The 18,219-nt window shown below is 67.7% G+C and carries 20 protein-coding genes; 12 read left to right on the forward strand and 8 right to left on the reverse strand.

The annotated features are described in order from the left end of the window. Window positions 1-173 precede the first annotated feature (173 nt). On the forward strand, window positions 174-1,694 hold the full coding sequence (locus A5781_RS00250; protein WP_156624266.1) for an RNA polymerase sigma factor: 1,521 nt from the start codon (window positions 174-176) through the stop codon (window positions 1,692-1,694). A 103-nt stretch (window positions 1,695-1,797) separates the two neighbouring features. After that, window positions 1,798-2,211: a RidA family protein gene (locus tag A5781_RS00255; protein ID WP_067199287.1), complete on the forward strand. Its 414-nt coding sequence runs from the start codon at window positions 1,798-1,800 to the stop codon at window positions 2,209-2,211. On the opposite strand, the gene A5781_RS00260 is transcribed toward A5781_RS00255, so the two are convergent. Beyond that, window positions 2,160-2,516 carry a DUF952 domain-containing protein gene (locus tag A5781_RS00260; protein ID WP_067199290.1) on the reverse strand — a complete coding sequence of 119 codons (357 nt, stop codon included), beginning with the start codon at window positions 2,514-2,516 and terminating at the stop codon, window positions 2,160-2,162. The two genes, A5781_RS00255 and A5781_RS00260, sit on opposite strands and share 52 nt — an antisense overlap. A 136-nt stretch (window positions 2,517-2,652) precedes the next feature. Here A5781_RS00260 and A5781_RS24690 point away from each other — a divergent pair, with 136 nt between their 5' ends. Together A5781_RS24690 and A5781_RS00265 are read left to right on the forward strand one after the other, a co-directional pair. Continuing rightward, on the forward strand, window positions 2,653-2,838 hold the full coding sequence (locus A5781_RS24690) for a hypothetical protein (RefSeq protein ID WP_082939152.1): 186 nt from the start codon (window positions 2,653-2,655) through the stop codon (window positions 2,836-2,838). Window positions 2,839-2,902: 64 nt separating this feature from the next. Continuing rightward, on the forward strand, window positions 2,903-3,898 hold the full coding sequence (locus tag A5781_RS00265) for a YihY/virulence factor BrkB family protein (protein WP_067199294.1): 996 nt from the start codon (window positions 2,903-2,905) through the stop codon (window positions 3,896-3,898). On the opposite strand, the gene A5781_RS00270 is transcribed toward A5781_RS00265, so the two are convergent. Next, window positions 3,895-4,134, reverse strand: a complete 240-nt coding sequence (locus tag A5781_RS00270) for a DUF3039 domain-containing protein (protein ID WP_066950325.1) — start codon at window positions 4,132-4,134, stop codon at window positions 3,895-3,897. The genes A5781_RS00265 and A5781_RS00270 overlap by 4 nt on opposite strands. Window positions 4,135-4,179: 45 nt before the next feature. On the opposite strand from A5781_RS00270, the gene A5781_RS00275 reads away from it, so the two are divergent. From A5781_RS00275 to ideR, 3 genes are all read left to right on the forward strand, one after another. Further along, the gene (locus tag A5781_RS00275; RefSeq protein WP_369817658.1) at window positions 4,180-4,593 is read left to right on the forward strand and encodes a DUF3099 domain-containing protein; all 414 of its coding nucleotides are present in this window, start codon (window positions 4,180-4,182) and stop codon (window positions 4,591-4,593) included. A 108-nt stretch (window positions 4,594-4,701) separates the two neighbouring features. Further along, window positions 4,702-5,691, forward strand: coding sequence for a sigma-70 family RNA polymerase sigma factor SigB (gene sigB / locus A5781_RS00280; RefSeq protein WP_082939153.1), 990 nt, complete (start codon window positions 4,702-4,704; stop codon window positions 5,689-5,691). Window positions 5,692-5,817: 126 nt separating this feature from the next. After that, on the forward strand, window positions 5,818-6,507 hold the full coding sequence (ideR, locus tag A5781_RS00285) for an iron-dependent transcriptional regulator IdeR (RefSeq protein WP_067199305.1): 690 nt from the start codon (window positions 5,818-5,820) through the stop codon (window positions 6,505-6,507). Between the two features lie 19 nt (window positions 6,508-6,526). Here ideR and A5781_RS00290 read toward each other — a convergent pair whose 3' ends face one another. Continuing rightward, on the reverse strand, window positions 6,527-7,585 hold the full coding sequence (locus tag A5781_RS00290; protein ID WP_067199637.1) for a DUF4192 domain-containing protein: 1,059 nt from the start codon (window positions 7,583-7,585) through the stop codon (window positions 6,527-6,529). Window positions 7,586-7,696: 111 nt separating this feature from the next. Here A5781_RS00290 and sthA point away from each other — a divergent pair, with 111 nt between their 5' ends. Continuing rightward, window positions 7,697-9,112: a Si-specific NAD(P)(+) transhydrogenase gene (gene sthA, locus A5781_RS00295; protein WP_067199308.1), complete on the forward strand. Its 1,416-nt coding sequence runs from the start codon at window positions 7,697-7,699 to the stop codon at window positions 9,110-9,112. Here the strand turns inward: sthA and A5781_RS00300 are convergent. Next, the gene (locus A5781_RS00300) at window positions 9,109-9,948 is read right to left on the reverse strand and encodes a serine protease (RefSeq protein WP_067199311.1); all 840 of its coding nucleotides are present in this window, start codon (window positions 9,946-9,948) and stop codon (window positions 9,109-9,111) included. The genes sthA and A5781_RS00300 overlap by 4 nt on opposite strands. 198 nt (window positions 9,949-10,146) lie before the next feature. On the opposite strand from A5781_RS00300, the gene A5781_RS00305 reads away from it, so the two are divergent. The 3 genes from A5781_RS00305 to A5781_RS00315 are packed head-to-tail and all read left to right on the forward strand — an operon-like array spanning window position 10,147 to window position 12,918. Next, window positions 10,147-11,121, forward strand: a complete 975-nt coding sequence (locus A5781_RS00305; RefSeq protein WP_067199314.1) for a proteasome assembly chaperone family protein — start codon at window positions 10,147-10,149, stop codon at window positions 11,119-11,121. A gap of 42 nt (window positions 11,122-11,163) precedes the next feature. Further along, window positions 11,164-12,195 carry an alpha/beta fold hydrolase gene (locus A5781_RS00310; protein ID WP_067199318.1) on the forward strand — a complete coding sequence of 344 codons (1,032 nt, stop codon included), beginning with the start codon at window positions 11,164-11,166 and terminating at the stop codon, window positions 12,193-12,195. A 36-nt stretch (window positions 12,196-12,231) separates the two neighbouring features. Continuing rightward, on the forward strand, window positions 12,232-12,918 hold the full coding sequence (locus A5781_RS00315; protein WP_067199321.1) for a PhzF family phenazine biosynthesis protein: 687 nt from the start codon (window positions 12,232-12,234) through the stop codon (window positions 12,916-12,918). A gap of 7 nt (window positions 12,919-12,925) precedes the next feature. Here A5781_RS00315 and A5781_RS00320 read toward each other — a convergent pair whose 3' ends face one another. The 3 genes from A5781_RS00320 to A5781_RS00330 form a co-directional block, all read right to left on the reverse strand. After that, the gene (locus tag A5781_RS00320; RefSeq protein WP_067199325.1) at window positions 12,926-13,408 is read right to left on the reverse strand and encodes a peroxynitrite isomerase; all 483 of its coding nucleotides are present in this window, start codon (window positions 13,406-13,408) and stop codon (window positions 12,926-12,928) included. 38 nt (window positions 13,409-13,446) lie between these two features. Further along, window positions 13,447-13,911, reverse strand: a complete 465-nt coding sequence (gene nrdR / locus A5781_RS00325; protein WP_046184812.1) for a transcriptional regulator NrdR — start codon at window positions 13,909-13,911, stop codon at window positions 13,447-13,449. A gap of 103 nt (window positions 13,912-14,014) precedes the next feature. Then, on the reverse strand, window positions 14,015-14,509 hold the full coding sequence (locus tag A5781_RS00330) for a LysM peptidoglycan-binding domain-containing protein (RefSeq protein ID WP_067199328.1): 495 nt from the start codon (window positions 14,507-14,509) through the stop codon (window positions 14,015-14,017). A 289-nt stretch (window positions 14,510-14,798) separates the two neighbouring features. Between A5781_RS00330 and lexA the strand changes: the two genes are divergently transcribed. Continuing rightward, a complete protein-coding gene (gene lexA, locus A5781_RS00335) occupies window positions 14,799-15,497 on the forward strand; it encodes a transcriptional repressor LexA (RefSeq protein ID WP_067199332.1) in 699 nt (232 codons plus the stop codon). A gap of 23 nt (window positions 15,498-15,520) precedes the next feature. On the opposite strand, the gene A5781_RS00340 is transcribed toward lexA, so the two are convergent. Further along, window positions 15,521-17,740: an LGFP repeat-containing protein gene (locus A5781_RS00340; RefSeq protein ID WP_067199335.1), complete on the reverse strand. Its 2,220-nt coding sequence runs from the start codon at window positions 17,738-17,740 to the stop codon at window positions 15,521-15,523. Window positions 17,741-18,219: the final 479 nt, after the last annotated feature.

Below are 18,219 nucleotides of genomic sequence, written 5' to 3' on the forward strand. Positions count from 1 at the left end.
TCGCCCGGCAGAGCCGTTGCACCGCTCACTGTCGTTACAATGGTCATCGGCGACCGCCCGAACGATAGCGTGCAAACACCTACGCTGATCCAACGCCGACATCGACATAGCAGACACTTTCGGTTAACCATGCCCAATACCCACCGAAGGTGAGCCCAAACGAAGGGGTGTAAGTGGCAGCGACCAAGGCAAGCCCGGCAACCGAAGCGCCGGTGAAACGGACCGCCACGAAGTCTCCGTCCTCCCCCGCTAAGCGATCGGCGGCCAAGGCCGCTCATGGCTCCGCCCCCGCGAAACGCGCCGCCAAGGCGCCGGCACGCGCGGCCGAGGCCGAGGCCGGCGCCGGCGCCGCCGCCGACACCAAGAAGACCCGCGCCGCCAAGGCACCGTCGGGCCGCGGGACCAAAGCGGCCAAGGGCGCGCCGGCGGAGTCCGACGTCGACCTGGAGGCCGTCGAAGATCTCGACGACGCGGAGCTCGACGCCGAGCCCGGCGAAGACCTCGAGATCGACGCCGCCGACCTGAGCCTGGACGACCTGGAGGAAGACGACGTCGCGGCCGAAAGCGAGGACGCCGAAGCCGACCCGCCCGACCCCGACGACAGCGAGGAAGGGGCAACCGCCCCGGCGCCCGCCGTGGCCGCCGCGGCTCCCGCCGAGGACGACGAGGAAATCGCCGAGCCCTCCGAAAAGGACAAAGCCTCCGGCGATTTCGTCTGGGACGAAGACGAGTCCGAGGCGCTGCGGCAGGCGCGCAAGGACGCCGAACTCACCGCATCCGCGGACTCGGTTCGCGCGTACCTCAAGCAGATCGGCAAGGTGGCGCTGCTCAACGCCGAGGAAGAGGTCGAGCTGGCGAAGCGAATCGAAGCCGGCCTGTACGCCACGCAGCTGATGGCCGAGATGGCCGAGCGCGGCGACAAGCTGCCCGCCGCTCAGCGCCGCGACATGATGTGGATCTGCCGCGACGGCGACCGCGCGAAAAACCATCTGCTGGAAGCCAACCTGCGCCTGGTGGTGTCGCTGGCCAAGCGGTACACCGGCCGCGGGATGGCGTTCCTGGACCTCATTCAGGAAGGCAACCTGGGCCTGATCCGTGCGGTCGAGAAGTTCGACTACACCAAGGGCTACAAGTTCTCCACCTACGCGACGTGGTGGATCCGGCAGGCCATCACCCGCGCCATGGCCGACCAGGCCCGCACCATCCGCATCCCGGTGCACATGGTCGAGGTGATCAACAAGCTGGGCCGCATCCAACGCGAGCTGTTGCAGGACCTGGGCCGCGAGCCCACGCCTGAAGAGCTGGCCAAGGAAATGGACATCACGCCCGAAAAGGTGCTGGAGATCCAGCAATACGCCCGTGAGCCGATCTCGCTGGACCAGACCATCGGCGACGAGGGCGACAGTCAACTGGGTGACTTCATCGAGGACAGCGAGGCCGTGGTGGCCGTCGACGCGGTGTCGTTCACCCTGCTGCAGGACCAGTTGCAGTCGGTGCTGGAGACGCTGTCGGAGCGCGAAGCCGGCGTAGTACGGCTGCGTTTCGGCCTCACCGACGGCCAGCCGCGCACCCTCGACGAGATCGGCCAGGTCTACGGCGTCACCCGCGAGCGCATCCGTCAGATCGAGTCCAAGACGATGTCAAAGCTGCGCCACCCCAGCCGTTCCCAGGTCTTGCGCGACTACCTCGACTAGTAACCACCGAACGTCTTCGCCGGAGCCGTTGCCGCGCAAGGACGCTCAGCGCCCCACGGAAAATGCGTCGCGCCGCCGGCGGGACCGTCGTACGGTGACTCCCATGTCAGCCAACCGCACAGTGGTGTCATCCGGCTCCGAGTTCGAAGCCGCCGTCGGCTATTCGCGCGCGGTCCGGGTCGGCCCGCACGTGTCGGTAGCCGGAACGACCGGCACCGGGCCGGCCGGCGACATCGCGGCCCAGGCCCGAGATGCGTTGCGCCGCATCGAGGTTGCGCTCCGACAGGCGGGAGCGGCGCTCTCCGACGTGGTCCGCACCCGGATCTATGTCACCGACATCTCCCGCTGGCGCGAGGTCGCGGCGATACACGCGCAGGTCTTCGGCGCGATCCGTCCCGCGGCCACCATGGTGGAGGTGTCCGCGCTGATAGCGCCCGAGCTGTTGGTCGAGATCGAGGCCGACGCCTACGTGGACTCCCCGGCCGGCGGGAAGGTTCCGTCGGGCGCCGGGCGGTAGGCCGTGACTCTGATCACAGCGTCCGTGGGCAGCGGACCGTACAGGTGCGGGAACAGCATCGACTCCGGATCCGTTGCAACGCCTGGCTCCCAACGCACTTCGGAGTGCAGCCGCGCCGGATCGATGTGCAGTAGCACCAAGTCATCGCGGCCCCGATAGAGCCGATTCGCCGGCAGGTGAACCTGCCCCGGCGTCGACAGATGGATGAACTGGCCGCCGGACGCGTGGATCTCACCGGACGCGCGGGCACGGGACCATTCGTCCACCCCACACAGATGTACCAGCAGGTCAGGAGCGGAAGTCATGGACGAACACATTAGAGATGCGTCGGAAACGAAACGTTTACAGGCCGTGAGAAACGACACACCCGATAACGATCAGGGAACAACGCGAAAACCCCATACGTCTGAGAGAGTGAATAAAAGCAAGAACGGAGAAGCCATGAATGCAACTCTGACCAGTCCCGAGCTAACCCGTGCGGACCGCTGCGACCGCTGCGGTGCCGCCGCTCGAGTCCGTGCCACGCTGCCTTCCGGAGCTGAGCTTCTCTTCTGCCAGCATCACGCCAATGAGCACGAGGCGAAATTGACCGAGCTTTCCGCCGTCCTGGAGGTCAGCGCAAGCTAGTCCGCCGGACTCACCCGTCGGCAATGTGGGCGACGGGGCAAGTCTTCGGTAATGCTGGACGGGTATGAGCGATCAAGTCGCAAAACCGTCGCGCCATCACATCTGGCGACTCAGTCTGAGGACCCTCTCGAAAAGCTGGGATGACTCCATCTTTTCCGAGTCCGCGCAGGCGGGCTTCTGGTCGGCGCTGTCGCTACCGCCGCTGCTCCTGGGGATGCTGGGAAGCATGGCCTACGTGGCGCCGCTGTTCGGGCCCGACACGTTGACGGCGATCGAGAAGAGCATCATCTCCGCGATCCGCAGCTTCTTCTCGCCCAGCGTCGTCAACGAGATCATCGAGCCGACCATCCGTGACGTCACCGCCAATGCGCGTGGCGAGGTGGTGTCGGTCGGCTTCCTGATCTCAATGTGGGCGGGATCGTCGGCGATCTCGGCCTACGTCGACGCCGTGGTGGAGGCGCACGACCAGACCCCGCTGCGGCACCCCGTGCGGCAGCGGCTCTTCGCCCTGTTCCTCTACATGGTGATGCTGGTGTTCGTGGTGGTGGCCGCGCCGGTATTGGTGGTGGGCCCGCGCAAGGTGAGCGAACACATCCCGTACGACTTGGCCAACGTCCTGCGCTACGGGTATTACCCGGCGCTGATCCTCGGACTGCTGGTCGGGGTGGTCATCCTGTACCGGGTGGCGCTGCCCGAACCCCTGCCGACGCACCGGCTGATCTTCGGTGCCGTGCTCGCCACGGCGGTCTTCCTGATCGCGACGCTGGGCCTCCGGATCTACCTGCGGTGGATCACCAGCACCGGCTACACCTACGGTGCGCTGGCCACACCTATCGCGTTCCTGCTGTTCGCGTTCTTCGGCGGTTTCGCGGTCATGCTCGGCGCCGAACTCAACGCGGCAGTCCAGGAGGAGTTCCCGGCGCCGAAGACGCACGCCCACCGGTTGCGCAAGTGGCTGGAATACCGCGTGACGGCGCTGAAGCGTCCGGCTGCTTCGTCACCCGAGCCGGCGCCCGCCGATAACGCGACGCTGGCGGCCGAGCCGTCGCGGCCGACCTAGCCCTTCTTCATCCGGTCGTAGATCTGCTTGCAATCCGGGCAGACCGGCGAACCCGGCTTGGCCGCCTTGGTGACGGGAAAGACCTCCCCGCACAACGCCACCACGTGGCTACCCATGACCGCGCTCTCGGCGATCTTGTCCTTCTTGACGTAGTGGAAGTACTTCGGCGTATCGCTGCCCGTCCCGTCGTCGACGCGTTCGTCGGTCTCGGTGCGTTCGATCGTCTGAGTCTCCATACCTGACATTGTGCCCCGTAACTCGCTCCTGCCGGAATTGCCCGGGTGTGGGAGAGTGGAGAAATGAAGCGCGAATCCGATCTGGGGTTCGACGATGAGGGCCGGCCCGTGCTCATCACCGCCGCAGCACCCTCTTACGAAGAGCAGCACCGCGCGCGGGTCCGGAAATACTTGACGCTGATGGGGTTCCGGATCCCGGCGCTAATCCTGGCCGCGCTGGCATACGGCGCGTGGCACAACGGCCTGATCTCACTGGCGATCGTGGCCGTGTCGATCCCGTTGCCGTGGATGGCGGTCCTGATCGCCAACGACCGGCCACCGCGCAGCCCCGACGAGCCGCGGCGGTTCGACGATGCCCGGCGGCGCACGCCGCTGTTCCCGAGCGCCGAGCGCCCGGCGATCGAACCGCCCCGGCATCCCCACTCGAGCTGGCCAACCGGACCGCAGGGCTGGGAATAGTCCGCACTTCTCAGGACATTCTCAGGTCGACGGCACATTCCCGCACGTCAAGACGTGTGAGATCACAACGGGCCGGGAACTCTCAGGGCTGATCTGTCGTTGAACTCCATGACAGAACAAGCCGAACGGGAGGTCGCTATGGCGAACGCCAGCACGAGCAGATTTGACGGCGATCTGGATGCTCAAAGCCCGGCCGCTGACCTCGTGCGCGTATATCTCAATGGCATCGGTAAGACGGCGCTGCTGAACGCGGCGGGCGAGGTTGAACTGGCCAAGCGCATCGAGGCCGGGCTCTACGCCGAGCATCTGCTCGAAACGCGCAAGCGCCTCGGCGAGAACCGCCGACGTGACCTCGATGCCGTCGCGCGCGACGGACAGGCCGCGCGCCGTCACCTGCTGGAAGCCAACCTGCGTCTGGTGGTGTCGCTGGCCAAGCGCTACACGGGCCGCGGTATGCCGCTGCTGGACCTCATCCAGGAGGGCAACCTGGGCTTGATCCGCGCGATGGAGAAGTTCGACTACACAAAGGGATTCAAGTTCTCCACCTATGCCACTTGGTGGATTCGCCAGGCCATCACCCGTGGCATGGCCGACCAGAGCCGCACCATCCGGCTGCCGGTGCACCTGGTTGAGCAGGTCAACAAGCTGGCGCGAATCAAGCGGGAGATGCACCAGAACCTGGGACGCGAGGCCACCGACGAGGAACTCGCGGCCGAGTCCGGGATCCCGGTCGAAAAGATCAACGACCTGCTCGAGCACAGCCGCGACCCGGTAAGCCTGGACATGCCGGTCGGCTCCGAAGAAGAGGCCCCGCTGGGCGATTTCATCGAGGACGCCGAGGCGATGTCCGCCGAGAACGCGGTGATCGCCGAGCTGCTGCACACCGACATCCGCAGCGTGCTCGCCACTCTCGACGAGCGCGAGCACCAGGTGATCCGGCTGCGCTTCGGCCTGGACGACGGCCAGCCACGCACCCTCGATCAGATCGGCAAGCTGTTCGGCCTCTCGCGCGAGCGGGTCCGGCAGATCGAGCGAGACGTAATGTCCAAACTCCGCCACGGCGAGCGCGCCGACCGGCTACGGTCGTACGCAAGCTAAGACCCCCCAGCTAGGTAGCAGACAGTATGCCCGCCGCGCACGCGGCGGGCATACTGCTTGTCGGGGCAGCGTTACACCCATTCGCGCAGCTGGCCAAGTAGACTCGGCGTCGATGGAAGGTGCTGAATGAACGACCTGGTTGACACCACCGAGATGTACTTGCGGACCATCTACGACCTCGAAGAAGAGGGCGTGACCCCGCTGCGTGCGCGCATCGCAGAACGCCTCGACCAGAGCGGGCCGACAGTCAGCCAGACCGTATCCCGCATGGAGCGCGACGGGCTGCTCCACGTCGCCGGCGACCGCCACCTGGAGCTCACCAACAAGGGCCGGGCGCTGGCCATTTCCGTCATGCGCAAGCACCGCCTCGCCGAGCGATTGCTCGTCGACGTCATCGGGGTGCCCTGGGAGGAAGTGCACGCCGAGGCATGCCGGTGGGAGCACGTGATGAGCGAGGACGTCGAGCGGCGTCTGGTGAAGGTGCTCAACCACCCGACCACCTCCCCCTTCGGTAACCCGATCCCGGGTCTGTTGGACCTGGGCGTCGGCCCCGAGTCCGGCGCCGACGACGCCAACCTCGTCCGGCTCACCGAGTTGCCGCCCGGTTCGCCGGTGGCCGTGGTCGTCCGCCAACTGACCGAACATGTGCAAGGTGACATCGACCTGATCACCCGCCTGAAGGACGCCGGCGTCGTCCCCAACGCCCGGGTGACCGTCGAGACGGGGCCCGCCGGGGTCACCATCGTCATCCCGGGCCACGAGAACGTCACCCTGCCGCACGAGATGGCGCACGCCGTCAAGGTCGAGAAAGTCTGACCGCTCGCTCGCCCTAGGGCTAGCACGCCCGGCGGCCAGAAGGCCGTCGCGGCGGCAACCGCACGCCGAGCTCTTTGGCCAGCCGGTAGCCGGTAAGCGCCAGTTCCCGGATGTCCTCGGGCCGCAGGCCCGATTGCAACGCCGTGTCCAGCATGCCCGCCATTCGATGGCCGGGCTGGCAGCGCAGCCCGGCCTCCAGCGATATCCCGGCCAGCGGCCCGTCGCCGCGGACGTAGGCGCTGAACGCGAGCAGCACCAGCGCCTCCACCCGCCAGGGCGGGGGCAGGGTGCGAGCCAGCAGCGCCCACAAGGACTCCGCCTCGTCGGCATTCTCACCGACCGCCAGGGCGTAGAGGATGTCGCGCACCTGCGCGTCGACGAGTGCGCAGCCCAGCTTCGCCAGCTGGCCTGCGGTCAGCGCCTCGCCGGCGGCGACACGGGACGCGGCCGCCATCGCGTGCTTCACGTCGGCGCGGGTGCAGCGGGCCGGATCCGCGCGGTGCACGGACCGGCGCCTGGTCTCCTGCCGGTCGATCACGGCGGTCAATTTGGCGCTGCGCGCCGTGTCCTCGATCGCGATGACGGCCTGCAGGTCGGCGCGGCGCGCGTACAGCCGCCTGCCGTCGAGCACCGCCGCGGCCGCCAGCGGCGACGCCGACGGATCGTCGACAAGGCCGCTCGAGCCGCAACCGTCCACGCAGTGCCAGCGCCCACCGAGGGCGACCCGGTCGACCACGTGTGCGGCCCACAGCTCGATGTCGTGCTCGGACAACGACTTTGCGAGCGCATCGCACACCAGCCGGTGATCGTCGTTACAGCACGGGCAGTGCGCCCCCTCCGCGTCGACGATCACCGCGATCACGGCGTCGGGCCGGGCCGCGGCGGCGACCTCCGCGAGGTGTCCGACCCGCGCGGCGAGCTCGTCGGACAGGTCGACACGCACCACCGCTCCGAGGTCGCCACCATCCAAAGACACCAGTACCAATGAATTTTCGGGAACGAAGCCGAGGACGGCAGGCAGCGCGGCGATGAGTGCGCCGGGCCGGTTCAGTTTGAAGTCACGTCGATGCGTCGTCATGGGCACCACGCTGACGTGCCGCACCGTCAGCCGGTGCTCGGGAGAACGGATGGAATCCCGGGCCTGTGAATGAACCCAGCACTGTGAGTTCTGCTGCTCTACTGTTACCCCATGAGTTCGGCGCAAGAGTACGACATGGTGGTCATCGGCTCGGGGCCCGGCGGCCAGAAGGCCGCCATCGCCTCGGCCAAGCTCGGCAAGACCGTCGCGGTCGTCGAACGCGGCCAGATGCTCGGTGGGGTGTGCGTCCAAACCGGCACCATCCCGTCAAAGACGTTGCGCGAGGCCGTCCTTTACCTCACCGGGATGAGCCAACGGGAACTGTACGGCGCGAGCTATCGCGTCAAGGAGAAGATCACCCCGGCCGACCTGCTGGCCCGCACCCAGCACGTGATCGGCAAGGAGGTCGACGTGGTGCGCAACCAGCTGATGCGCAATCGCATCGACCTGCTGCTGGGCCATGGCCGGTTCGTCGACCCGCACACCATCGAGGTCGAAGACCCGTCCCGTCGCGAAAAGTTAACCGTCAGCGGCAAATACATCGTCATCGCCACCGGCACCCGGCCAGCGCGGCCGTCCGGCGTCGAGTTCGACGAGGAGCGGGTGCTCGACTCCGACGGGATCCTCGACCTCAAATCGCTGCCCACCTCGATGGTGGTGGTGGGTGCCGGTGTCATCGGCATCGAATACGCCTCGATGTTCGCCGCGCTGGGCACCAAGGTCACCGTCGTGGAGAAGCGCAGCGACATGCTGGACTTCTGCGACCCCGAAGTGGTGGAGGCGCTGAAGTTCCACCTGCGCGACCTGGCGGTGACGTTCCGGTTCGGTGAGGAGGTGACCGCGGTCGACGTCGGCTCGGCCGGCACCGTCACCACCCTGGGCAGCGGCAAACAGATCCCCGCCGAGACCGTGATGTATTCCGCCGGGCGGCAGGGTCAGACCGACCACCTCGACCTGCACAACGCCGAGCTGGAGGCCGACAACCGCGGCCGGATCTTCGTCGACGACTTCTTCCAGACCAAGGTGCCGCACATCTACGCCGTCGGTGACGTGATCGGCTTCCCCGCGCTGGCCGCGACCTCGATGGAACAGGGCCGGCTGGCCGCCTACCACGCCTTCGGGGAGCCGACCGACGGGATCACCGAACTGCAGCCGATCGGCATCTACTCCATCCCCGAGGTCTCCTACGTGGGCGCCACCGAGGTCGAGCTGACGAAGAACGCGATCCCCTACGAGGTCGGCGTGGCCAGGTACCGCGAACTGGCCCGCGGCCAGATCGCCGGCGACTCCTACGGCATGCTCAAGCTGCTGGTGTCCACCGACGATCTCAAGCTGCTGGGCGTGCACATCTTCGGCACCAGCGCCACCGAGATGGTGCACATCGGGCAGGCCGTCATGGGCTGCGGCGGCACCGTCGAATACCTGGTGGACGCCGTCTTCAACTACCCCACGTTCTCGGAGGCCTACAAGGTGGCCGCGCTCGACGTGATGAACAAAGTGCGCGCGCTCAACCAGTTCCGCGCCTAGCAGCTGTCGTCGAGCTCCCCGGGAACCGGGTCGCCGGGGCCGCCGGCATCGGCACGGGCCAACAGTCGCGCGGTCTGCGCGTCGAACGGGGCCGAATACGACACGTTCGCGGCGCACCCGCCGCGCTCGAAACCCCCGATCACCCCGGTCAGCGTGGTACCGCTGACCCAGGGCGCGCCGCTGGTGCCGTCCACCAGCCCCTCGCACGGAAACGAGGGAAATCCGGCCTCGGTCAACGACGTGCTCGCCTGACACCCGATGGGAGCGCCACCCACACCGGCCGGATAGCCCATCACGGTGACGTGGCTACCGGGCGGCGGCGTCGTGCCCAGCGTCAGCGCGAGGCCGGCGTGCGACTCCACCGAACCGCCGACGTCGTTACTCAGCCGTGCGATCGCGTAGTCGGCGCTGGGATCCTTGCTGGCGGTCCAGCGGGGATCGAGGTAGACGGCGTCGGCCTTCCACACATCGGCCGGCGCGGGGGGCGCGTCGCCGACGAAACCCGGCACGAAGGTGATCTTGGAGGCCCCGGCCAGGCAGTGCGCCGCGGTCATCATCAGGTTGCCGCCCGCGGAATGCACCACCGAGCCCGTGCACACGTGCAGCGGACCGCCGTCAATGAAGATGGCGCCGACGCGCTTGTCCGGGTCCACCGGGCCCGCCACCGCCTTTTGCTGGGGCGTGCCGAGCCGCTGCACCGGCGCACTGCTGCGCACGGCCGGCGCCGGCGGGGCCGTCGCACGATCATTCGGCGGCCGCTTGCACGACGTCACCGACGTCGCCACGGCGACCACCAAGCACAGCAACAGGGTCGGTACGCGCATCGGTTTCATCATGCCTGACACCTGCACAGAGAGCAGATTTCGACGCGTCGCGTGCCGACCGGCTCGCCGGTAAAACTCACGAGCGACCCCCCGACATGTTCACTCGTGGATTAAACCCGAACTTCACATCGCTGTTTGATATTGGTGCCCACCGATTCGGGGGACACTGGTAGGGCACCCTGGTGAAACCCCCGAGAGGAGGCGATTCCGATGGCTCACGATCAGGACCCGCAGGAGCAGCACTACCAGCCGGGACAGGCCGGCATGTACGAGCTCGAGCTGCCCGCGCCCCAGCTGTCGACGTCGGACGGGCGAGGCCCGGTGCTGGTGCACGCATTGGAAGGTTTCTCGGATGCCGGTCACGCGATCCGGCTGGCCTCGTCGCATCTGAAGGCGGCTTTGGACTCCGAGCTGGTGGCGTCCTTCGCCATCGACGAATTGCTCGATTACCGGTCGCGGCGGCCGCTGATGACCTTCAAGACCGATCACTTCACGAACTACGACGACCCCGAGCTGAGCCTGTACGCGTTGCGCGACACCATCGGCACCCCGTTTCTGCTCCTCGCCGGAATGGAACCGGACCTGAAGTGGGAGCGCTTCATCACCGCGGTCCGCCTGCTGGCGGAGCGCCTCAACGTTCGCCAGACCATCGGCCTGGGCACCGTGCCGATGGCGGTTCCGCACACGCGGCCCATCACGATGACCGCGCACTCCAACACCCCCGAGTTGATCGCCGAGTTCACGCCGTGGATCTCGGAGATCCAGGTCCCCGGCAGCGCGTCGAACCTGCTGGAATATCGGATGGCCCAGCACGGCCACGAGGTCGTCGGTTACACCGTGCATGTGCCGCACTACCTGACGCAAACCGACTACCCGGCGGCCGCCGAGGCGTTGCTCGAGCAGGTGGCCAAGATCGCGTCGCTCGAGCTGCCGTTGACGGCGTTGACCGAAGCGGCGGCGGTGATCCGGACCAAGATCGACGAGCAGGTCGAGGCGAGCGCGGAGGTTGCTCAAGTGGTGACCGCGCTCGAGCGCCAGTACGATGCCTTCATCGACGCTCAGGAGAACAGGTCGTTACTAACTCGGGACGAGGACCTGCCTAGCGGCGACGAGCTTGGCGCAGAGTTTGAGCGATTCCTCGCCCAGGAGGCGGAGAAGAAGCGCGGCGACGACGACCAGGCCTGACCGTTCCGCCCGGCCTTCCCGGCCCGACACCAAGGTGGCGACATGACCGAGCGGAAGCGCAAGAGCACTCTCCGCCCGGTGCGGGAGGTCAGCGAGCCCCGGCTGGAGTTCCGCACCATCCACGGCTACAAGCGGGCCTACCGGATCGCCGGTGACGGGCCGGCGATCCTGCTGGTCCACGGCATCGGTGACAACTCCACCACCTGGAACACCGTGCAGGCCAAGCTCGCCCAGCGGTTCACCGTCATCGCCCCGGACCTGTTGGGCCACGGGCGATCCGACAAGCCGCGCGCCGACTATTCGGTCGCCGCCTACGCCAACGGGATGCGCGACCTGCTCAGCGTGCTCGACATCGAGCGGGTGACGGTTGTCGGCCATTCGCTGGGCGGCGGCGTGGCCATGCAATTCGCTTACCAGTTCCCGCATTTGGTCGACCGGCTGATCCTGGTCGCGGCCGGCGGCGTCACCAAGGACGTCAACGTCGCCTTCCGGTTGGCCTCGTTGCCGATGGGCAGCGAGGCGCTGGCCTTGCTGCGGCTTCCCCTGGTGTTGCCGGCGGTGCAGCTAGCGGGACGGATCGCGGGCCTGGCGATCGGATCGACCGGCCTGGGCCGCGACCTGCCCAACGTCCTGCGGATCCTCGATGACCTGCCGGAGCCGACGGCGTCGGCGGCGTTCAGCCGGACCCTGCGGGCGGTGGTGGACTGGCGCGGACAGATCGTCACCATGCTCGATCGGTGCTATTTGACCGAAGCCATCCCGGTGCAGATCGTCTGGGGCACCAAGGATGTGGTCGTCCCGGTTCGTCATGGGTGGATGGCGCACGCCGCGATGCCCGGCTCCCGCCTCGAAATCTTCCAGGGCTCCGGCCACTTCCCCTTCCACGACGACCCCGCTCGCTTCATCGACGTGGTCGAACGCTTCGTCGACACCACCTCGCCGGCCGAATACGATCAGGCGGCCCTGCGCGAGCTGCTCCGCAGCGGCGGCGGCGAGAAGGCCGTCACCGGCCCCACCCCCACCCGCGTCGCCGTGCTGAACGCCATGGGATCCGACGAACGCAGCGCCACCTGAACCCCGCGGCCGCGCCCGGGGCCGTACAGTCGGGCCATGGGTATCGACGTCACCGTGCTGCGGGTGTTCACCGATTCGGAGGGGAATTTCGGCAATCCGCTCGGTGTCGTGGATGCCGCCCAGGTCGAGCCCGCCGCTCGGCAACGGCTCGCAACTCAATTGGGCTATAGCGAAACGGTTTTCGTCGATCTTCCGGCTGGCGGATCAACGACGGCGCACGCCACCATTTACACCCCACTAATCCAGATTGCGTTCGCCGGGCACCCGACCGTCGGCGCGGCGTGGTGGCTGCGCGAGAACGGAACTCCGATCAACACGCTGCAGGTGACGGCCGGCATCGTGCAGGTGAGCTATGGGGCGGAAAGCGCGGGCATCAGCGCACGTTCGGACTGGGCTCCCGAGGTCGCCCTGCACGAATTCGATTCAGCCGACGACCTTCTCGCCGCCGACCCGGGAGATTTTTCCGACGACACGGCGCACTACCTGTGGGCGTGGACCGACCGGGCCGCCGGATCGGTACGCGCCCGCGTGTTTGCCGCCAACCTCGGTGTGCCGGAAGACGAGGCGACCGGCTCGGCAGCGATGCGCATCACCGACTACCTCAGCCGCGACCTACACATCACCCAGGGCAAGGGATCGGTCATCGAGACGACGTGGAACGCTGAGGGCTGGGTGGGGGTGGCCGGGCGCGTCGTCAATGACGGTGTGACGCACCTGAACTGACCCCGGTTCAGCGCTGCCGGTGCAGCACCGCGGCCAGGTGGTGCTGCAAGGGCTGCCCGACCGCGCCCATCTGGACCGAATACGACAGCTCGTCGCCGTCGATGCGGAAGGAACGGCCAAGCGCGGTCACCTCTTTGGCGGTCGGGGTCAGGCCGACGTCCGTTGTGGACAGCTCGATTTCGATCTGGCCGCCGGCGGCCGAATACGTGCCGACCTCGATTTCGGTGATGCCGCTCGGGTGCGCCAGCACCAGCTCGACGTGACCGGGCTGCGGCACGCGAAGATATCCGGTCTCGGCGTGCAACGGCTTGCCGTCGGGCGCCTTGGTCTTTTGCGCGTAGGCCAGAAACGGCTTACCGACGTGGGAGAAGACCACTTCTTCGAGGTAGTCGAAGGGCTGGATCGTCGGGTACTCGCCCGCACCCTGGCCAGCCCAGGTTCCCAGGAGTGGTGCCAGTGCCTCGAGATCGGGATGCAAGTCGGTGGGCATGAAACCGAGCCTAGGCCCGGGCGGCTTGGGCCCGGCCGTCAGCTCGGTGTTGTCACCTGGCGGTGCTCGCGCAGCGCCTGGATCTCGCGCTCGAAATCGTCCGCGGACTCAAAGGACCGGTATACCGATGCGAACCGCAGGTAAGCCACTTCGTCGAGGTCGCGCAGCGGGCCGAGGATGGCCAGCCCGACCTCGTGACTCGCGACCTCCGGGGAACCCGCGGCCCGCACGGTGTCCTCTACCTGCTGAGCCAGCAGGTTCAGCGCGTCGTCGTCCACCTGGCGGCCCTGGCAGGCCCGGCGGACACCGCTGATGACCTTCTCCCTGCTGAAAGGTTCGGTGACCCCGCTGCGCTTGACCACCGCGAGAACGGCGGTCTCAACGGTGGTGAAACGCCGCCCGCACTCGGGGCAGGATCGGCGGCGCCGGATGGCCTGCCCTTCATCGGTTTCCCTCGAGTCGATCACCCGGGAATCGGGATGCCGGCAGAACGGGCAATGCATGGCCGCTCCTTCGCCGTGCCGACAAACACCAGGTACCGCAGCACGAGCGTACCCGTGCCCTCACCTGCGCGGCGAATGCAGCCGACCCCAGCGAGGGCGGTGGTCAGCCGACCGGGGCGATCAGCGTTTGGCCCGCCACCAGCGTCGGTGAGTTCATGGCGTTGAGTTCGCGGATGCGGTCGGCAACCTGGCGCGCCGGCGCGTCGGGCGCCACCCGGTGAGCGACGTCTTGCAGCGACTCCCCCGCCTCGACGCGGACCACGGCCAATCGGTCGGGTACGTGAGCAGCCGAACTCCCGGCGTCGCCGTTGAGCACCTGACCGACGTTCCCGACGAGGCCCAGCCACAGCGTGATCGCGCCGGCCGCCAGCGCCAACCAGACGGTGGTCACCACCGTGACGGGACGCTTGCGATGCGGCGCGGCGGACATCGCGACGCCGGTGCCGTAATAACGCGTGGGCGCGCCCGCCGGCCTCGACGGACCGGGCCGGCGGGAACGGGCCAGCCCGTCCCGGCCGTAACGAAGCCCCTGGACCGGTCCGTTGACCGGACGCCGAGGGCTGCTGGTACGCGGCGCCAGCGTGTGGATGGTTGTCATCTGCGTTCCTCCGGTCAACTTGATTCGCTCAGCTGTTCGACTGTATCGCTCGTGTGTTCGAAATCCGAACATGTGAGCGAAGCGTGTCGCACGAGTCGAACGCTAGACCCCGCCACCGACAAGTCCGTGGTCGCTAGAGCTGACATGCGGCTGAAATACCCGGTCTGCCGAAGAGTTACACCTTTGTGATTAACGACTTCGGCGGGTGGGTTTGCGGCTGCCCGGCGGCGCGACACGCTAGTCGAACACATGTTTGATTCTCGGCCGCCATGGGGTTACATTCAGTGCCATGAGCGACAGCAACGACACTTCATCGGCCGGCGCGGACGGTCGGCTGCGCGCCGTGGATCCATCGCTGACCGAACGGCAACGCACGATTCTGAACGTCATTCGCGCGTCGGTCACCAGTCGCGGTTATCCGCCGAGCATCCGGGAGATCGGCGACGCCGTCGGTCTGACGTCGACCTCGTCGGTGGCTCATCAACTGCGCACCCTGGAGCGCAAGGGATACCTGCGTCGCGACCCGAACCGCCCGCGGGCGGTCGACGTCCGCGGCGCCGACGACGAGGTGGCGGCCCGCACCACCGACGTCGCCGGCTCGGACGCCCTGCCGGAGCCGACGTTCGTTCCGGTCCTCGGGCGCATCGCGGCCGGTGGCCCCATCCTCGCCGAGGAGGCGGTCGAGGACGTCTTCCCGCTGCCGCGCGAGCTGGTCGGCGAGGGCACGCTCTTCCTGCTCAAGGTCGTCGGCGACTCCATGATCGAGGCGGCGATCTGCGACGGCGACTGGGTGGTGGTGCGCCAGCAGAACGTCGCCGACAACGGCGACATCGTCGCGGCCATGCTCGACGGGGAGGCCACCGTTAAGACGTTCAAGCGCGCCGGCGGTCAGGTATGGCTGATGCCGCACAACCCCGCGTTCGATCCCATTCCCGGCAATGACGCGACCGTGCTCGGCAAGGTCGTCACGGTGATCCGCAAGGTCTAGCCCGTCGCGGACTTCCGGCCGGCTCAGTCCGCCTTGACGAAGCCGTTGGCCTGCGCCACTTCTTCGCTGGACAACCAGATTTCGGCGAGCGTGTCGTGGTAGAGCTCGCTGCCCGGTGTGTAGTACAGCCCGAAGCGGGCGCTCGCCTTGATCGGGTATCCGTCGGGCACCTGATAGGGATCGTCGAGCGGTAGATGGATGGTCGGGCGCCCGGCCGGGCCGGCTCCCCCGGCGGTGTCCTCATCATCGGTGGCCGCGTGCCGCCCGCTGCGCTGCTCGGATGCGGCGGCAGCCGCCGGCGCGACGGCTTCCGGCGCGGCGGCTTCCGGAGCGGCGGCCTCTGGAGTTCGGGCCTCGGCGACGTCCGCCGGGACGTGCGTGACCGCAACATCCGGATACTCGCCCTCGGGGGCGGCGACGTCGGGGCCACCGGCGCCGAACTCGGGGGCCGGGGGCGTTGGCGCCACGGCGAGGTCGAGGTATTCGGCCTCCGCATGGTCATCGTCCCCGCGGGCGGCGTCCGCGTAGGCGGACTCCCGCTCATCGTCGGCGTACTCGATCTCGGCGTAATCCTCGTCCGCGTAATCCCCGTCGGCGTAATCCGATTCGGCGTAATCGGATTCGGCGTAATCGGATTCGGCGTATTCGGTCTCCGTTTCGGGGTAGCCGGCCTCCGACAGGGCCGCCGGCGAGACCGCGGAGAAGGAGTCGGTGTCCACCGCGTCGGGGTCCTGCTCGAATGAATCCTCTTCGGCGCCGCCGCGCCGCCAGCTGACCCGGCCGGCCGCCTCGGGCGCTTCCGGCTGATGCGCGAAATGCTCGTTGGTGACATCGTCGCGTTCCCACTGCCGCTCGGCGCCGGCGTCGTAACCGGCATCGAGGTCGCGGGGAGGCTCGTAGCCGGCATCCTCGCGTATGGCGCGACGCCGACGCCAACCGATCGCGAGCAACCCCGCCACGACGACCAGCACCAGCACCGGGATGGCGGCCAGCAGCCACCACCACTGCCACGTGAACTTCTTGGCGTGGGTGGGCATCGCCGAGTTGCTCGGCTGGTTCTGGCCAGACACCTGCAGGCCGGACAGCAGCGGCGCAAGGTTGGCGGGATCCGTGCTGAACGTGTTCTTCGCCCGGTTCCACGAGATCTTGCCGCCGGCGAACTGCTGGGAGACGACGTCGCCGTCGACGGCCTGGTCGCCGACGGGCGCGCCCAGCTTGCCGGTCGGTCCGCGGAGTTTGTCCCACGCCGCCTTCATGGCGCCGCGCACCACGAACGCGCCGCGCTCCGACGTCCAGAAGATCACCGGTTTGTCGGCGCCGGAGAACGTGACCATGCGGCTGGACGGGATGCCGCCGTCGGATTCGTTGGCGGTGGGGAAACCCAGGTCGCTGCCGGCGGGTCCGCCGAGCGACTCGTACTTGGCCAGGATGTTGGTCTCGACGGCGTTCGCGCCGGTGGCGGGGCTGAAATAGACCTTGCCGTTGGCGAAGTCCTGGACGATTCCGTCGCCGCCGATCGGATATTGCGTCCCCTTCTTCACCCCCAACGGCCCATTGGGCCCGCCGGCCGCGCGCCAGGCCATGTTGATGGCCGCGGTGGGATCGATCGCCACCTGCAGGCCCTTCAACTGGTCGGCCAGTGCGGGCGGCTCGGTGGAGAACTGTTTCGTCTGCCTGTTCCACGAGACCTGGCCGCCGCTGAACTTCTGGGCGGACACCTCGCCGTTGTACGTTTCGTCGCCGACCGGGACGCCGAGGACGCCGCCCGAACTGCCCAGCTTGTCCCAGGCGGCGTTGATCGCGCCGCGCACCACGAACGCGCCGTGTTCGGGCGTCCAGAAGATCACCGGCTTGTCGCTGGCGGAGAAGGTGCTCACGCGGCTGTCGGGCCCGGCGAGGCCGGGCACTTCGTTGATGGCGGGAAAGCCCAGATCGCTGCCCGCGGGCCCGCCCAGCATCTCGTATTTGTCCAGGATCGGCCCGTAGACGAATTTGGCGCCGGTCGCCGGGGTGAAGAACATCTTGCCGCCGTCGAAGTCCAGCGCGAAACCATCCCCGGCGGGATACACATCGCCCTTCCGGGCGCCCAGGGGTGAGCCGTCGCCGCCAGCCTTCTCCCAGGCCGCCATCATGGCCGCCTCGGCGTCGCCGATGGGAGACGCCGCTGCCGGCGGCGCCAGCAAGCCGACGGCTATTGCCGTGGCGGTCAAGGTGACCAGCGCGCTCCCGACCAGCCTGCGCATGTGACCTCTCTGCCCGTTCACCAAGCCTCCCAGCCGACGGCCATGCCCCTGTCAGCGGCTAGGCCCGTGCCTGCACAGCCGGCAGGCGGGCCGTAGTCCGACCGCGGGGAAACAACCCCGTTCCGATCCGCATTATCGCCGGGCGCGCATAACTTTGCTCCCGCGAACGAAAAATGCGAAGTCAAATCACGAATATTACAAAAACGGATACCACGCCGATGTCGAAATGATGCAGAGCCACGCTCAAATCGCGACCGGCAGCAGCATCGGTCGCGCCACGTATTCGTATTGGTGCCCCACCCCGAACCCGACGCCCGCCTGCGCAATCGCGCACGGCTGCCGTCGCGCGCTGCGATTGCGCGCCCGCGGGTGTTGTCGGACCTACCGGGGTCGTCAGCGGCGTCGCGCTTTTCGGCTCGACGGTGCGCCATTACGCGGGCGACATACCCCGAACACATGTGCCGACGGTACGTGAAGCC

This window comes from Mycobacterium sp. 852002-30065_SCH5024008 (genome assembly GCF_001665645.1).
Lineage (GTDB): Bacteria > Actinomycetota > Actinomycetes > Mycobacteriales > Mycobacteriaceae > Mycobacterium > Mycobacterium paraffinicum.

Bases quoted from the DNA above. Each gene is read 5' to 3' on its own strand.
- A5781_RS00305 (WP_067199314.1), top strand. From the start codon at position 10,147: ATGGCTCACGATCAGGACCCGCAGGAGCAGCACTACCAGCCGGGACAG.
- sigB (WP_082939153.1), top strand. From the start codon at position 4,702: ATGACAGAACAAGCCGAACGGGAGGTCGCTATGGCGAACGCCAGCACG.
- lexA (WP_067199332.1), top strand. From the start codon at position 14,799: ATGAGCGACAGCAACGACACTTCATCGGCCGGCGCGGACGGTCGGCTG.
- A5781_RS00300 (WP_067199311.1), bottom strand. From the start codon at position 9,948: ATGATGAAACCGATGCGCGTACCGACCCTGTTGCTGTGCTTGGTGGTC.
- nrdR (WP_046184812.1), bottom strand. From the start codon at position 13,911: ATGCATTGCCCGTTCTGCCGGCATCCCGATTCCCGGGTGATCGACTCG.
- A5781_RS00315 (WP_067199321.1), top strand. From the start codon at position 12,232: ATGGGTATCGACGTCACCGTGCTGCGGGTGTTCACCGATTCGGAGGGG.
- sthA (WP_067199308.1), top strand. From the start codon at position 7,697: ATGAGTTCGGCGCAAGAGTACGACATGGTGGTCATCGGCTCGGGGCCC.
- A5781_RS00320 (WP_067199325.1), bottom strand. From the start codon at position 13,408: ATGCCCACCGACTTGCATCCCGATCTCGAGGCACTGGCACCACTCCTG.
- A5781_RS00310 (WP_067199318.1), top strand. From the start codon at position 11,164: ATGACCGAGCGGAAGCGCAAGAGCACTCTCCGCCCGGTGCGGGAGGTC.
- A5781_RS00270 (WP_066950325.1), bottom strand. From the start codon at position 4,134: ATGGAGACTCAGACGATCGAACGCACCGAGACCGACGAACGCGTCGAC.
- A5781_RS00330 (WP_067199328.1), bottom strand. From the start codon at position 14,509: ATGACAACCATCCACACGCTGGCGCCGCGTACCAGCAGCCCTCGGCGT.
- A5781_RS00290 (WP_067199637.1), bottom strand. From the start codon at position 7,585: ATGACGACGCATCGACGTGACTTCAAACTGAACCGGCCCGGCGCACTC.
- A5781_RS00255 (WP_067199287.1), top strand. From the start codon at position 1,798: ATGTCAGCCAACCGCACAGTGGTGTCATCCGGCTCCGAGTTCGAAGCC.
- ideR (WP_067199305.1), top strand. From the start codon at position 5,818: ATGAACGACCTGGTTGACACCACCGAGATGTACTTGCGGACCATCTAC.
- A5781_RS24690 (WP_082939152.1), top strand. From the start codon at position 2,653: ATGAATGCAACTCTGACCAGTCCCGAGCTAACCCGTGCGGACCGCTGC.
- A5781_RS00260 (WP_067199290.1), bottom strand. From the start codon at position 2,516: ATGACTTCCGCTCCTGACCTGCTGGTACATCTGTGTGGGGTGGACGAA.
- A5781_RS00265 (WP_067199294.1), top strand. From the start codon at position 2,903: ATGAGCGATCAAGTCGCAAAACCGTCGCGCCATCACATCTGGCGACTC.
- A5781_RS00340 (WP_067199335.1), bottom strand. From the start codon at position 17,740: ATGCGCAGGCTGGTCGGGAGCGCGCTGGTCACCTTGACCGCCACGGCA.